This window comes from Micromonospora sp. LZ37 (genome assembly GCF_059359015.1).
Map to the genome: position 1 here is coordinate 176,112 of NZ_JCADBL010000008.1, position 13,491 is coordinate 189,602.

The 13,491-nt window shown below is 74.7% G+C and carries 15 protein-coding genes; 10 read left to right on the forward strand and 5 right to left on the reverse strand.

The features are described from left to right. The first annotated feature begins 1 nt into the window (after position 1). The 6 genes from AC5L3Z_RS18205 to AC5L3Z_RS18230 all read left to right on the forward strand — a co-directional run bounded on the left by AC5L3Z_RS18205 (position 2) and on the right by AC5L3Z_RS18230 (position 5,521). A complete protein-coding gene (locus AC5L3Z_RS18205) occupies positions 2 to 970 on the forward strand; it encodes a hypothetical protein (protein ID WP_494843526.1) in 969 nt (322 codons plus the stop codon). Continuing rightward, entirely contained in the window at positions 970 to 1,827 is an 858-nt protein-coding gene (locus AC5L3Z_RS18210) for a spermidine synthase (RefSeq protein ID WP_494843527.1), read from the forward strand. The genes AC5L3Z_RS18205 and AC5L3Z_RS18210 overlap by 1 nt, the downstream gene beginning before the upstream one ends. A gap of 80 nt (positions 1,828 to 1,907) precedes the next feature. Then, the gene (locus AC5L3Z_RS18215) at positions 1,908 to 2,606 is read left to right on the forward strand and encodes a sigma-70 family RNA polymerase sigma factor (RefSeq protein WP_334526850.1); all 699 of its coding nucleotides are present in this window, start codon (positions 1,908 to 1,910) and stop codon (positions 2,604 to 2,606) included. Next, positions 2,603 to 3,382, forward strand: a complete 780-nt coding sequence (locus tag AC5L3Z_RS18220) for an anti-sigma factor family protein (protein WP_494843528.1) — start codon at positions 2,603 to 2,605, stop codon at positions 3,380 to 3,382. Before AC5L3Z_RS18215 ends, AC5L3Z_RS18220 begins: the two co-directional genes overlap by 4 nt. Positions 3,383 to 3,587: 205 nt before the next feature. Continuing rightward, positions 3,588 to 4,247: a hypothetical protein gene (locus tag AC5L3Z_RS18225; protein WP_494843529.1), complete on the forward strand. Its 660-nt coding sequence runs from the start codon at positions 3,588 to 3,590 to the stop codon at positions 4,245 to 4,247. Between the two features lie 353 nt (positions 4,248 to 4,600). Continuing rightward, positions 4,601 to 5,521 carry a DNA-3-methyladenine glycosylase family protein gene (locus AC5L3Z_RS18230; protein ID WP_494843531.1) on the forward strand — a complete coding sequence of 307 codons (921 nt, stop codon included), beginning with the start codon at positions 4,601 to 4,603 and terminating at the stop codon, positions 5,519 to 5,521. 151 nt (positions 5,522 to 5,672) lie between these two features. On the opposite strand, the gene AC5L3Z_RS18235 is transcribed toward AC5L3Z_RS18230, so the two are convergent. Then, a complete protein-coding gene (locus AC5L3Z_RS18235; RefSeq protein WP_494843532.1) occupies positions 5,673 to 6,167 on the reverse strand; it encodes a DUF1990 domain-containing protein in 495 nt (164 codons plus the stop codon). 79 nt (positions 6,168 to 6,246) lie between these two features. Between AC5L3Z_RS18235 and AC5L3Z_RS18240 the strand changes: the two genes are divergently transcribed. After that, entirely contained in the window at positions 6,247 to 6,738 is a 492-nt protein-coding gene (locus tag AC5L3Z_RS18240) for a GNAT family N-acetyltransferase (RefSeq protein WP_494843533.1), read from the forward strand. 22 nt (positions 6,739 to 6,760) lie between these two features. On the opposite strand, the gene AC5L3Z_RS18245 is transcribed toward AC5L3Z_RS18240, so the two are convergent. Beyond that, complete coding sequence (locus tag AC5L3Z_RS18245) at positions 6,761 to 6,970, reverse strand: hypothetical protein (RefSeq protein WP_334526869.1); 210 nt, start codon at positions 6,968 to 6,970, stop codon at positions 6,761 to 6,763. Positions 6,971 to 7,106: 136 nt separating this feature from the next. On the opposite strand from AC5L3Z_RS18245, the gene AC5L3Z_RS18250 reads away from it, so the two are divergent. Both AC5L3Z_RS18250 and AC5L3Z_RS18255 read left to right on the forward strand, forming a co-directional pair. After that, positions 7,107 to 8,222 (forward strand): ATP-dependent DNA ligase, encoded by a 1,116-nt coding sequence (locus AC5L3Z_RS18250; protein WP_494843535.1) that lies wholly within the window; start codon positions 7,107 to 7,109, stop codon positions 8,220 to 8,222. A 33-nt stretch (positions 8,223 to 8,255) separates the two neighbouring features. Then, a complete protein-coding gene (locus AC5L3Z_RS18255) occupies positions 8,256 to 9,839 on the forward strand; it encodes an alpha/beta hydrolase (RefSeq protein WP_494843536.1) in 1,584 nt (527 codons plus the stop codon). Here AC5L3Z_RS18255 and AC5L3Z_RS18260 read toward each other — a convergent pair. After that, positions 9,766 to 10,278, reverse strand: a complete 513-nt coding sequence (locus tag AC5L3Z_RS18260; RefSeq protein WP_494843538.1) for a potassium channel family protein — start codon at positions 10,276 to 10,278, stop codon at positions 9,766 to 9,768. The two genes, AC5L3Z_RS18255 and AC5L3Z_RS18260, sit on opposite strands and share 74 nt — an antisense overlap. Before the next feature lie 74 nt (positions 10,279 to 10,352). Between AC5L3Z_RS18260 and AC5L3Z_RS18265 the strand changes: the two genes are divergently transcribed. Next, complete coding sequence (locus AC5L3Z_RS18265; protein WP_494843539.1) at positions 10,353 to 10,805, forward strand: GNAT family N-acetyltransferase; 453 nt, start codon at positions 10,353 to 10,355, stop codon at positions 10,803 to 10,805. 970 nt (positions 10,806 to 11,775) lie between these two features. On the opposite strand, the gene AC5L3Z_RS18270 is transcribed toward AC5L3Z_RS18265, so the two are convergent. After that, complete coding sequence (locus AC5L3Z_RS18270) at positions 11,776 to 12,495, reverse strand: ABC transporter ATP-binding protein (protein WP_494843541.1); 720 nt, start codon at positions 12,493 to 12,495, stop codon at positions 11,776 to 11,778. Beyond that, positions 12,492 to 13,490, reverse strand: coding sequence for an ABC transporter ATP-binding protein (locus tag AC5L3Z_RS18275; RefSeq protein WP_494843542.1), 999 nt, complete (start codon positions 13,488 to 13,490; stop codon positions 12,492 to 12,494). Before AC5L3Z_RS18275 ends, AC5L3Z_RS18270 begins: the two co-directional genes overlap by 4 nt. Position 13,491 lies beyond the last annotated feature (1 nt).

The following is a 13,491-nucleotide window of genomic DNA, read 5'->3' on the forward strand; positions in this document are numbered from 1 at the left end:
CGTGAACGGGCCGCGGCTCTTCGTCGACACCTGGGATCCCTCCTACGGCGCCTCGTTCGAGGCGTCGGTGGGCGGGCCGGCCACGCCGAGCAGCGCCCAGGTCGAGGCGGACGTCGAACTGCCGGTGGCCGAGTGGCGGGCGATCGGGCCGCGTGCGGGGCTGCGCGCCCCCGACGTGGTGCTGCTCGTCGACGGGGTGCGCCGGATCGACGCCAGCGTCTGGACGGCCGAGGAGGACGGCGCCTCGTTCCCCGGCATCGCCGCGTCGTACGCGGCCGGGGTGGTCCGCTGCGACCTGGAGCGCGGCGCGGCGGCGCTGGCCGGGGCGCGGGTCGGGCGGGGCCTCTTCACGGCCAGCCCCTCCGCCGAGGAGGTGGTGTGCGGGCAGGTCCGCTACCCGGTGCACCGGGTGGGCGGGACCGGCGAGCTGAGCAAGCTGCCGGCGGCGGTGCAGGCGCCGCTGACCGCGCTGGAGGTCGCGGTCTCCGACGCGGCGCGGGTGGACGGGGACCTGCTCGTGGTGGACGGTCCGCTGCGCAGCCGGCGGCAGCTGCCGCGCACCCTCGGCTACATCAAGACGCAGCACAGCCAGTACCTCGACGCCCGGCTGACGGCCGTGGTGACCGGGCTGGGTGCGGGCGAGCGGTCGCCGGTGTTCCGGCTCGGCACCGCGTGGGGTGGCTGGTCCTGGTACCTGCGGTTGCCGGTGGCGCTCGGCGCGCCGTGGGCCGGCATCGTCCGGATGGAGTGCTCGGCCGAGCTGCCGCCCGAGGAGGCGATCGCGCTGGCCGACCTGTCGCTGGTCACCCTGCCCCGGTTCGCCTCCTCGCCGTACAAGGACCCGCGGGCTCCGCAGAACCTGGTGCCGATCGCCGGGCTGGAGCGCAAGCTGCGCGGGCTGCTGGGCGACGCCCGGCTGCTGCACCGGGCGCTGACCATGGCCACCCGCGCCGGCGCGGTGCGTCGCTGATGGGCCGCCGCCGTGGCGACGACCGGATCGTCGCGCCGGTCGACACCGGTCAGGCCGAGCTGGTGCCGGACCCGGACCGGTCCGGGTCGTGGACGCTGCTGCTGGACGGCGCGCCGCAGTCGCACGTGGACCTGACCGACCCGACCCACCTGGAGTTCGAGTACGTCCGCCGGCTCGGCGCCGCGATCGACCTGCTCACCCCGGCCGGCGCGCCGCTGCGGGTGCTGCATCTCGGCGGCGGGGCGTTGACCCTGCCCCGCTACGTGCAGGCCACCCGCCCCGGCTCCACGCAGCGGGTGGCCGAGGTGGACGGCGCGCTGGTGGAGCTGGTCCGCCGGGCGTTGCCCTGGCCGACCGATCCCCGGCTGAAGGTGCGGGTGGCCGACGCCCGGGCCACGCTGGCGTCCACCCGGGACGCCTCGTACGACGTGGTGGTCGCCGACGTCTTCGCGGGCGCCCGCACCCCGGCCCACCTCACCTCCGTCGAATACGCCACCGAGGTGGCGCGGGTGCTGGCGCCGACCGGCTGGTACCTGGCGAACCTGGCCGACGGGCCGCCGCTGCGGCACGCCCGCGCCCAGGTGGCCACGGTCCGCTCGGTGCTGCCCGGCGCGTGTCTGGTGGGGGACGCGGCGGTACTGCGCGGGCGTCGCTACGGCAATCTGGTGCTGGTGGCGGGCCGGACGGAGCCGCCGGTGCCGGAGCTGACCCGGCGCGCGGCCGGGGACTGGTTCCCCGGCCGGGTGGTGGCCGGCGCGGAGCTGGAGCGGTTCGCCGGGGGCGTCCCGGTGGTGCGGGACGCCGACGCCACCGACTCCACCCCACCCCCGCCGGGAATTTTTTCGGTTCGCCGTTGATCCGTTGGGCCGGCCGGTGCGTATCACCGGGCGGCCCTCCCCCGTGGGCCGGCTGATGTCATCGGGCACCAGGAGGTTCCATGCACGCGGTCGCGGCCGGCTTGCACGGCGATATGGCCAGGCCAGGGTGGATGTTCGCCCGGGCCCAGCCCCACTCCCGTGCGACGAGGTCCGGTCGTGGGGTCGACGCCGGACCCACCGATCGCCAGAATGGCCCGGTGACGCCCCGACCGGCGCCCGGACGCCACCAGGCGGCGTCTCCCGAGGCCAGTCATTCCGACCAGCTCATCCGGCTGCTCTACGCCGAGCACGCCGGCCCGCTGCTGATGTTCGTGATGCGGTTGACCGGTGGTGACCGGCAGCGCGCCGAGGACATCGTGCAGGAGACCCTGCTGCGCGCCTGGCGCAACGCTCACCGGCTGGGCGTGCAGGGTCAGGGCTCGCTGCGGCCGTGGCTGGTCACGGTGGCCCGCCGGATCGCCATCGACGAGCACCGCAGCGAGCAGGCCCGGCCGGCCGAGACGTACGACCGGGATCTCACCGCGTTCGCCGAGTCGGACAGCACCGACCGGGTGCTGCGCACCATGACGGTGGCCGACGCCCTGCGTACGCTCAGCCAGTCGCACCGGGAGATCCTGGTGGCGACGTACTTCCGGGGCCGGACGGTGCCGGAGGCGGCGGAGGAGCTGGGCCTGCCGCTGGGCACCGCCAAGTCACGGGTCTACTACGCGCTGCGCGCGCTGCGCACGGCCCTGCAGGAGAGGGGGGTGACGGAATGAGCCGGGCAGACCACATGGACGTCGCCGCGTACGCGCTCGGCGTGCTGGACGAGCAGGACGCCGAACGGTTCGAGGAGCACCTCGCCACCTGCTGGGCCTGCGCCGCCGAGCTGGAGACCATGGTTCCCGTGGTGGGGCTGCTCTCCGACATCGACGGCGAGACGATGATGGCGATGGAGCACACCGCCACCGATCCCGCCCTGCTGGACCGTACGCTGGTCGCGGTCCGCACCCATCGGCGGCGCACCCGGTTCCGGCGGGTGCTGGCCACGGCGGCCGCGGTGGTGGCGGTCGGCGCGGCGAGCGGCGTCGGGGTGTCCGCCCTGGACGGCGGCGGCACGGTCGGTCCGCCGGTCGCCGGCCCGACGGTGACCGTGCCGGTGGGTCCGCCGACCCCGCAGCCGACCCGCTCCGGGCCGGGCGCGGGCGGCCCCAACGAGATTCCCGGTGAGCAGTACGACGCCACCGACAGCAGCACCGGCGTGAAGGCCACGATGTTCCTGGCCAAGAAGGAGTACGGCACCTGGATCGGGTTCAACCTGACCCGGCTGCCCGGTCCACGCACCTGCCGGCTGGTGGTGGTGCGCAAGAACGCCACCACCGAGGTGGTCTCCACCTGGTCGGTGCCGGGCACCGGGTACGGCACGAACAGCAATCAGCAGGACCTCCAGCTCCAGGCGGTCACCTCGACGCCGCCGAGCGACATCGCGAAGCTGCAGGTGCAGTCGATGGACGCGAACGGGGTGGCGAGTCCACTGGTGACGGTCAACCCCTGACCTGTCGTACCGGATCGGCGTCGGCCCCATCGTGGGCCGGCGCCGATTCGGCGTACCCGCCGAAATGACGGGGATGTGTCGGCACACGTAGTTTCCGGCGGATCGGTTCAACGCCCCCGCAGTGAAATTGCCCACTCTCAATCGTTCAACCTTGACAGCGCACCCTCCGTACTACTCGGTGAACTGCCAAGAATGAGGAGGGCACGTGGCACAGATGAAGCGATCCGTCATCGTCGCGAGCGCGATGGTCGCACTAACGGCCTGCGCTCCCGCGGGTTACGACGGAGCGAACAGCAGCGCCGCCGAGCCGGTCGCCGTCGCCGCGGCCGAGCCCACCGCGGCGGTCGAACCGGAGGCCTCCGCCGCCCCCGAGGCGCCCGCGTCGGAGCAGGCGCCACCCCCCGCCGACGTGAAGCTCACCGACCAGCTGGTCGGCAAGAAGGTCGCCCGGATGGGCAACGTCGTCACCGACCAGGACGGCTGGATCCTCTACCGCTTCGACAAGGACTCCGACGATCCGCCGTCGTCCAACTGCGTGGACAAGTGCGCCCAGATCTGGCCGCCGGCGCTGACCGACGGCAACCCGCAGCTGGAGGGCGTCTCCGACGACAAGGTCGGCACCGTCACCCGCCAGGACGGCACCCGGCAGATCACCATCGGCGGGTGGCCGGTCTACCGCTACATCGGCGACAAGAAGCCCGGCCAGTGGAAGGGCCAGGCCGTCGGCGGGACCTGGTTCGTGGTCGACCCGAACGGCAAGAAGAACCTGACCTGCCTGCCGACCGGCACCCCGAAGGCGGTCGCCCCGCCGGCCGCGGGTGACTCGGGCGGCGCGCAGGGCGGCGACTCGGGCTACACGTACTGATCCGACGGTCGCCTCGCGGACACGGTGGCCGGTCGCAGCCGGGGAGGGCGCGGCCGGCCACCGTCACGGATCCGGACGCCGGCGCACCGGCAGCGTCGCGTCCCGGCCGTGGCGCCGGCCCCACCGGGCCGGCGCCGCGGTTCGTCCCGATTGCCGCCAGCCCTCCCCCACCAGTCCCCGGAGCGGACGAGGGCGGTGCGCGCGCCCCCGCCAGCAGGCGCGCCACCGAGGTCCCCCAACCCGCACCCACGGCCGCTCGGGCGGCCGGTCCGCACCGGGATGGAGACACCGCCGACGTGCAGGGCGTCGGCGGTGTCGTCCGTCACGGGACCGGCCCGTGGCAGAGTGTCGGAGTGACCTGGACCGAGCCCGCCGCCCGCCGGGTGCTGCATCCCCCGGCCGGTTACCGGCTGGCCGCCTCCGTCCGGGCCCTGACCTTCAGCCCGTACGACCCGTGCGCCAGGATCGCCGCCGGCACGTTCTGGTGGGCCACCCGCACCCCGGCCGGCCCGGCCACCCTCGCGCTGCGCCCCGACGGCGGGGAGATCACCGCCGAGGGTTACGGCCCCGGCGCCCAGTGGGTGGTCGAACGGGCCGACGCGATCGCGGGTCTGCGCGACGACCTCACCGGCTTCGCCGAACTCGCCGCCGCGCACCCGCTGGTGGCCCGGCTGGCCGCCGGGCACCGGGGGCTGCGGATGCCGGCCACCGGGCTGGTCTTCCCCCGGGTGCTGCGGGCGGTGTTCGAGCAGAAGGTCACCGGCAAGGAGGCGTACCGGGCGTACGCGGCGACCGTGCGGCACTTCGGCGAGCCGGCGCCCGGCCCGCTGCAACCGCTGCTCCTACCGCCCGAGCCGGCGGCGGTCGCCGCCGCGCCGTACTGGGTCTTCCACCCGTTCGGGGTGGAGCAACGCCGGGCCGACACGCTGCGCCGGGCCGCCGCCGTCGCCGACCGGCTGGAGCGCTGCGCCGACAGCGCCGAGGCCACCCGGCGGTTGACCGCCATCGCCGGGATCGGGCCGTGGACCGCCGCCGAGGTGGTCCGGGTCGCGTACGGGGACCCGGACGCGGTCAGCGTCGGCGACTACCACGTGCCGAACATGGTCGCCTGGGCCCTGGCCGGGGAGGCGCGCGGCGACGACGCGCGGATGCTGGCCCTGCTGGAGCCGTTCCGGGGGCATCGGGGCCGGGTCTGCCTGCTGCTGGCCGCCGCCGGCATCCAGGCGCCGAAGTTCGGGCCGCGGATGCCGATCCGCTCGTTCGCCCGGTTCTGACCCCCGAACCGGAGGTCGGCCCCGGGCTCAGCACCACCTACGGCGTCGGGGGCCAGCCCATGCCGGGCGGCCCGCTCACGCTGACCGTGACCGACGCCTGAGGAGCCGCGCCGGCCCGCGCCCGGTGGACCCGGTGCGCGGGCCGGCGCGGTCAGGCGCAGAGACGGCGCAGGGTCCGCCCGAGCCACCAGGCGTACGCGTGCTGGAAGAACCGGGCGACCGGCCCGGCCGCGCGGACGTACCAGTGGGCCGGACGGCTGAACGCGCGCACCTCGAAGTAGACCCCGCCGGACTCCCGGAGCACCAGGAACGCCTCCTCGCCGCGCTCGGGGTGCCCCGGCAGGGTGCCGTAGCCGAAACCGGCCCGGTCCGGCCCGTCCGCCGCCCAGACCACCTCGGTCGGGCCCCAGATCCGCAGCGGGCCGACACCCAGGCCCGGGGTAACCCGCACGCCCGGGTCGGCGCGGGCCGCGTCGGTGCGCATCACCACACCCGCGGCCCGGTGCAGCCGCCAGCCCAGCACCGCGTCCGCCGCGGCCGGGAAACAGCCGTCCGGCAACCGGACCCGATGGCGCAGGTGGTGGTAGCCGGCCGGCAGGCGACCGTCGCGGGTCGCCCCCACCTCGGGGTACGTCAGCTCGGGCACCCGACACCTCCTCGGGGTCGCGCCCAGCCTACGGTCGCCGGCCACCACCCGCCGGGGTGGCTGTGGTTGGCTGGCGGACGTGACCGGGGTGACCGTCGTTCCGGCCGGCGTCGCGGACGCCGGCGAGCTGCTCACCGTGCAGCGCGCCGCCTACCTCACCGAGGCCCAGCACTACGCCGACCCGTTCCTGCCGCCGCTGACCGAGACCCTCGACGAGGTCCGGTCGGTGCTGGCCGGGCCGACCATCGTGCTGGCCGCCCGGGCCGGGCACCGGCTGGTCGGCTCCGTCCGGGCCCGGCTGGCCGGGGACACCGCCCTCGTCGGCCGGCTCTCGGTCGCCCCCGACTGGCAGGGGCGCGGTCTGGGCAGCCGGCTGCTGACGGCGGTCGAGACGGCCTGCGCCGGCCGGGTGAGGCGGCTGGAGCTGTTCACCGGGGCGGGCAGCGAGCGGAACCTGCGGCTGTACCAGCGGCACGGCTACCGGGTTGTGGGGTACCGCTCGGACCCGAACGGGGTGCGGCTGGCCGTGCTGGAGAAGTCTGCGGTCGGCCCCGCCCGCCGCGACGCCTGAGCCCCTGGGCCGGGGGCAGGGGTCAGGCGGCTTCCTGGAGGTCGGCCAGGGTGAGGGGGGTGCGGCGGTGCAGCAGCTCCTCCAGCTCGGCCACGGTGCCGACCTCGCCGAGCACGTTCTTGCCGCCGCCGAACTCGGCCGGGTATCGACGCACCAGCCGGTAGCGGTGCCGGCCCCGGATCAGCTCGACGCTGACCCGCCAGCGCCCGCAGCACCCGCATGCCAACTCCACCCGGCGACGGTAGCTCTGAGCTGCCCGAACGTGAGCGGCGTGCGGGTGACGAGCGGGACGCGACGGGACACGCCGTACGAGCGCCCGGCGGTGATCTGCCTCACGGGTGTCGGTGCCGTCTGATTGACTGGTCGCCGTGGACCTGCCGATCAATCCCCCGGTCGAGCCGATGCTGGCCAAGAGCGTGGCCCGACTGCCCACCGACCCCGGCCTGACGTACGAGCCGAAGTGGGACGGCTTCCGGTGCATCGTGTTCCGCGACGGCGACGAGGTGGAGCTGGCCAGCCGGGGCGGCAAGTCGATGACGCGCTACTTCCCGGAGGTGGTCGAGCAGGCCCGCCGGCAGCTGCCGGAGCGGTGCGCGGTCGACGGGGAGCTGATCGTGATCCGGCGCGACGGCCCGGGTGGCCAGCCGCGGCTCGACTTCGAGCTGCTCGCCCAGCGCATCCATCCGGCCGCCTCCCGGGTGAAGCTGCTCGCCGAGACGACGCCGGCCGACTTCGTCGCCTTCGACCTGCTCGCCCTCGGCGACGAGCTGCTGCTCGACCAGCCCTATCCGCGCCGCCGGGCGCGGCTGGAGCAGGCGCTGGCCGGGGTCCGCCCGCCGGTGCACGTCACCCAGGTCACCACCGACCCGGAGACCGCCCGCCGCTGGTTCGACGTCTTCGAGGGCGCCGGGCTGGACGGGCTGATCGTCAAGCCGGCCGACCTGCCCTACGAGCCGGGCAAGCGGCTGATGTCCAAGGTCAAGCACGCGCGGACCGCCGACGTGGTGGTGGCCGGCTTCCGCTGGCACAAGTCCGGCCCGGTGGTCGGCTCGCTCCTGCTCGGCCTCTACGACGACGCCGGGGTGCTGCACCACGTCGGGGTGAGCGCCTCGTTCACCATGGCCCGCCGCGCGGAGCTGCTGGAGGAGCTGGCCCCCTACCGTGACGGCGGCGCCGAGCACCCGTGGGTGCACGGCGACCACGAGCGCGGCCAGCGCATCCCGGGCGGGGTGAGCCGGTGGACCGGCACCAAGAACCTGGAGTGGGAGCCGCTGCGCCCCGAGCTGGTGGTGGAGGTCGGCTACGACGCGATGGAGGGCGACCGGTTCCGGCACACCGCCCGCTTCGTCCGCTGGCGGCCCGACCGCGACCCGCGCTCCTGCCGCTACGACCAGCTCGACCGGCCGGTCCGGTTCGACGTGGACGAGGTGCTGCGCGGCGATCCACTGGCGACCGTCGAGCCGACCGCCGCCGGCCCGGCGTAGCCTGGCCGTCGACACGATCACGGAGGCTCGCTGGTGACCTGCACTTCCGATCGGATCCGCCGGGTCCGGCTCTCCCTGGCCGGCTTCGTCGCGGCCGCGCTCCTCGCCGCCGGGTGCACGCTGCCGGCGTTCGCGCCGCGCACCACGGCCGAGGGCGGGGCGGCGGCGCCGGGCGGCGCACCCACCTGGCGGGCCTGCCCCGAGGTGGCCGAGGAACTGGTCGGCCGGGGCGCGCCGGGCATGCGGTACGAGTGCGCCCGGATCACCGTGCCCCGGAACTGGGGCGCCGGGACCGGCGCGACCGCCGGCCCGGGCAGCGGGGAGACCTTCGAGATCGCGCTGCTGCGGGCCCGCTCGTCGAAGCAGCGGGACCGGATCGGTTCGCTGGTGATCAACCCCGGCGGCCCCGGCGGGTCCGGTGTGGACACCGCCGTCTACCTCTCCTTCGGGCAGGCCTTCGGCGGGCTCCCCGCGTCGATCACCGACCGGTTCGACATCGTCGGCTTCGACCCGCGCGGGGTGTCCCGGTCCAGCCCGGTCAAGTGCATCCCCGACGCCGACCTGGACGCCAGCTTCGGCTACGACCCCGACCCGCGCACCGAGGAGTCCTTCGACGACTACGTCGCGCTGAACCGGAAGATCGGGCAGGGCTGCGGCGACAAGTACGGCGCCCAGCTCCCGCTCTACGGCACCGAGCAGGCCGCCCGGGACATGGACGCGATCCGGGCGGCGGTGGGCGACGAGAAGCTGACCTATCTCGGCTACTCCTACGGCACCCTGCTCGGCGCCACCTACGCCCAGCTCTACCCGCAGCGGGTCCGCGCGCTGGTGCTCGACGGCGCGGTGGACCCGCAGCAGAAGCTGATCGCCGGCTCGGAGAGCCAGGCCAGGGGCTTCGAGCGGGCGTTCGGCAACTTCACCCGCTGGTGCGCCGAGAACGCCGGCCGCTGCCCCATCGCCCCGGACGCCCGGGCCGCGGTGACCTCCGCCATCGACAAGGCGAAGGTCTCACCGGTGCGGGGCGCCGACGGACGGGAGGCCACCTCGGGCTGGGTCTTCTACGCGGTCATCTCGTCGCTCTACACCGAGTCGGGTTGGGAGGAGCTGGCCCGGGCGATCGACAAGCTGGAGGGCGGCGACCCGAGCGAGGTCTTCCGGCTGGCCGACGCGTACGCCGGCCGCGACGACGACGGGCGGTACTCCAACCTCTTCGACGCCAACCTGGCCGTCAACTGCGCCGACGAGATCGAGAAGCCGAGCCGGGAGCAGATCCGCCAGCTCCAGTCCCAGTGGCGGGAGAAGTACCCGCTCTTCGGGCCGGCCCTGGCGGTGGGGATGCTCGGCTGCGCCGAGTGGCCCGGGCAGCGGGACCCTTATCCGACCGGGAAGGCTGTGGGCGCGCCGCCGATCGTGGTGGTCGGCACCACCGGCGATCCGGCCACCCCGTACGAGCAGACCGCGCGGCTGGCCGACATGCTGGGGGTGGGGCGGGTGCTGACCTGGGAGGGCGAGGGGCACACCGCGTACCCGCAGACCACCTGCGTCACGGACGCGGTCGACGCCTACCTGATCTCCTTGACCGTTCCCAGAGCGGGGCTGCGCTGTCCGGCGCGTTGAGCGGCTGAGGCCGCTCCAGCTCCGGCATCTCGATGCCCTGCCGGGCGGCCAGCTCCTCCAGCAGCGCCCGTATCCGCCGGACTTCGTGCTTGATCTCCTCCTGCTCGTCGTGCTCGAACGCGTCGTCGTCGACGATGAGGTGGCTGGCGAAGTGCGCGGTGATCAGCGGGATGACCAGCAGCACCATGGTGGAGATGAGCAGCGCGGCGAGGAAGCGCCCCTGCCAGGTGGTCGGCGAGATGTCGCCGTACCCGACGGTGGAGGCGGTGACCACGGCCCACCAGACCGCGTCGGCCGCGCTGGCGTTCTCCACCCGGCCGTAGATCACCCCGGCCACCACGATCATCACCAGGTACGAGATGATCAGCGTCCGGGGCGAGTTGGCGAACCAGAACAGTCCCCGGTAGATCCAGCGGAACGGCATCAGCAGGTTCTCCATGCCGAATCATGCTGCCCGCTCCGGTCAACGCACGCCCGCACATCGGAGGTAGTGGCTGTGTCAGGCTGCCGGTCATGAGTGACCTGATCATCCGGGAGGCGGTCCGCGCGGACCTGCCGGCTCTCCTCGCGCTCCTCGCCGACGACGTGCTGGGCCGGGCGCGGGACCACGTCGAGGTCGACGAGGCGTACGAGCGGGCCTTCGCCGAGATCACCGCCGACCCGCGCAACCAGCAGATCGTCGCCGAGCTGGACGCCGAACCCGTCGCCTGCCTGCAGATCACGTACATCCCGGGGCTGGGCCGGCACGGGGCCGAGCGCGCCCTGATCGAGTCGGTGCGGGTCCGCTCCGACCTGCGCGGTCGCGGGGTGGGTCGGCAGCTGATGGAGTGGGCGGTCGACCAGGCCCGGCAGCGCGGGTGCGGGCTCGTGCAGCTCACCACCGACAAGAGCCGCGCCGACGCGCACCGCTTCTACCGGAGCCTGGGCTTCGTCGCCAGCCACGAGGGCATGAAGCTCCCTCTCTGACCCCGCCGTCGTCCACGCCCGCGCCGGCCCCCGTCGCAGCCGCCCGCTGACCCGCCCGCACCTCGGACCGGGCCGGAAGCCCGGCCCCTGACCGGAACGCGGCGTCGACACGGACCCGGCCAAACGCCCGGCCCGTGACCGGGACACGGCATGAACACGGACCCGACCGGACGCCCGCGCCTGACCCGGGACGCGGCGTGGACACGGACCCGACCGGACGCCCGGCCCCTGACCGGGACACGGCGTGGACACGGACCCGACCGGACGCCCGCGCCCTGACCGGGACACGGCGTGGACACGGACCCGACCGGACGCCCGGCCCCTGACCGGGACACGGCGTGGACACGGACCCGACCGGACGCCCGGCCCCTGACCGGGACACGGCGTGGACACGGACCCGACCGGACGCCCGGCCCCTGACCGGGACACGGCGTGGACACGGACCCGACCGGACGCCCGGCCCCTGACCGGGACACGGCGTGGACACGGACCCGACCGGACGCCAGGCCGAGCAGAGACGCGGGCCCGCGGAGACGCGGAGACGCCAGGCAGGCTGAGCTTCCGGTCCTTTAGAGCTGATGACGTAAACGACTCAACAGGCGCCAGTTCCGGGGGACGAGCGTGGTGCGCAAGCTCCCGTAGACGCGCCCCAGCCGAAAGGGGCACCACGGCCGGGAGGGGCGCCGGTGCCGGCAGCCGGCCACCTGTCGCACTCTGAGTCGTTTACGTCATCAGCTCTAAAGGACCGACACACCCGTGCCGAAGGGGTAGGCCGGTGCGACGACGGGATCGTCCCCGGCCCACCGAGCAGACACAGCGGCACGGCGACACGGCGACACGGCGACACGGCGACACGGCGGCACGGCCGCACCGCGACACGGCGGCACGGCGGCACTGCGGCGCCGCAACAAGGCATCGCGCGGCCGCCACAATCCGGGGTTGGCGGGCCGGGCCGTGCGGCGTCGATTCGTCAGGCGTCGACGAGATGGCCGTCGCGGAGGGTGAGGGTGCGGTCGGCCAGGTCGATCAGGGCCGGGTCGTGGGTGGCGACCAGGGCCGTCATGCCCCGGGCGTGCACCACCGCGCGCAGCAGGTCCATGATGGACCGTCCGGTCTCCGAGTCGAGTTGACCGGTCGGCTCGTCGGCGATCAGCAGGTCCGGCTCGTGGGCGAGGGCGCGGGCCACCGCCACCCGCTGCTGCTGCCCGCCGGAGAGCTCGTACGGCCGCTGCGCGGCGTGCGCGCCCAGGCCGACCAGCTCCAGCAGCACCGCTACCCGCTCCTCCCGTTCCGCCGCCGGCACCCGGGCCAGCCGCAGCGGCACGCCGACGTTCTCCGCCGCGGAGAGGATCGGCACCAGGCCGAAGGTCTGGAAGACGAAACCCACCGTGCCGCGCCGCAACCGGAGCAGCTCCGCCTCGCCGGCGGCCGTCACGTCGTGCCCGGCCACCCGCACCCGTCCGGCGTCCGGCCGGTCCAGCCCGCCGACCAGGTTCAGCAGGGTCGTCTTCCCCGCGCCGGAGCGGCCCCGCACCGCGACCAGCTCGCCCCGTCCGGCGGTGAACGAGACGTCCCGCACGGCGTGCACCGCCTGCGCGCCCCGGCCGAAGGTGCGGCTCACCCCCTCGACCTGGACCACCTCGTCGACTACGGCCGCGTCGGCGGCCCGGACGGACACCTGCTCGCTCATGCGTCACTCCCGTCAGCGTCCGGCGTGCGATCACCGGGGCGGACCTGCACGTGGTCCGGTTCGAGGTTGAGGCGGACCCGGTCCCGCAGGGTCAGCGCCTCGACGAAGGGTGCCGGCAGCTGCATCCGCCCGGAGCGGTCCAGCACGGCGTACTCCTCGCTGACCAGTTCGGTGCCACCGTCGGCGGCGACCCGCGCGGTGCGGCGTACCTCGGAGGCGGTCCGGCCGTCGCGGATCGCGACGGTCCGGCGGACCTGACCGGCCACGGCCGGGTCGTGGGTGACCACCACGACGGTCACCCCCAGCTCGGCGTTGATCGTGCGCAGCGCGCCGAAGACCTCCGCCCCGGTCGCCTCGTCCAGCTCACCGGTCGGCTCGTCGGCGAAGAGCACCTGCGGGTCGTTGGCCACCGCCACCGCCACCGCGCAGCGCTGCTGCTCACCGCCGCTGAGCTGCCCCGGTCGCCGGTCGGCGCAGTACCCGACCCCGACCAGCTCCAGCAGCTCGTCGGCACGCCGGCGACGACCCCGGCGGCCACCGCCCCGGCCGGCGAGCTCCATCGGCAGCTCGACGTTCTCCCGCGCCGTCAGGTACGGCAGCAGGTTGCGCCCGGTCTGCTGCCAGACGAAGCCCACCATGTCCCGCCGGTAGCTCAGCCGCCGCCGGGTCGAGAGGTTCAGCAGGTCGTACTCCCCGACCCGGGCGATCCCGGCGGTCGGGGTGTCCAGCCCGGAGAGGATGTTCAGCAGGGTGGACTTGCCCGACCCGGAGGCCCCGACGATCGCCACCAGCTCGCCCCGGTCGATGACCAGGTCGAGCCCCTGCAGGGCGACCACCTCCACCCCCTCGGTCTTGAAGATCCGCACCAGGCCGTCGCAGACGATGTGGCCGCGCAACCGGTCCCGGCCGCCGGCCCGTTCGGCGGCCCGCGCGGCCGCCCGCTGTTGCAGGGCCGCCAGGTCCGGCACGACGGGTTGCTCCGCGGTAGCGGTCATC

Excerpts from the sequence above, each read along its gene's own strand:
- AC5L3Z_RS18265 (WP_494843539.1), top strand. The coding sequence starts at position 10,353 with ATGAGTGACCTGATCATCCGGGAGGCGGTCCGCGCGGACCTGCCGGCT.
- AC5L3Z_RS18275 (WP_494843542.1), bottom strand. The coding sequence starts at position 13,490 with ATGACCGCTACCGCGGAGCAACCCGTCGTGCCGGACCTGGCGGCCCTG.
- AC5L3Z_RS18270 (WP_494843541.1), bottom strand. The coding sequence starts at position 12,495 with ATGAGCGAGCAGGTGTCCGTCCGGGCCGCCGACGCGGCCGTAGTCGAC.
- AC5L3Z_RS18215 (WP_334526850.1), top strand. The coding sequence starts at position 1,908 with ATGCACGCGGTCGCGGCCGGCTTGCACGGCGATATGGCCAGGCCAGGG.
- AC5L3Z_RS18220 (WP_494843528.1), top strand. The coding sequence starts at position 2,603 with ATGAGCCGGGCAGACCACATGGACGTCGCCGCGTACGCGCTCGGCGTG.
- AC5L3Z_RS18210 (WP_494843527.1), top strand. The coding sequence starts at position 970 with ATGGGCCGCCGCCGTGGCGACGACCGGATCGTCGCGCCGGTCGACACC.
- AC5L3Z_RS18260 (WP_494843538.1), bottom strand. The coding sequence starts at position 10,278 with ATGGAGAACCTGCTGATGCCGTTCCGCTGGATCTACCGGGGACTGTTC.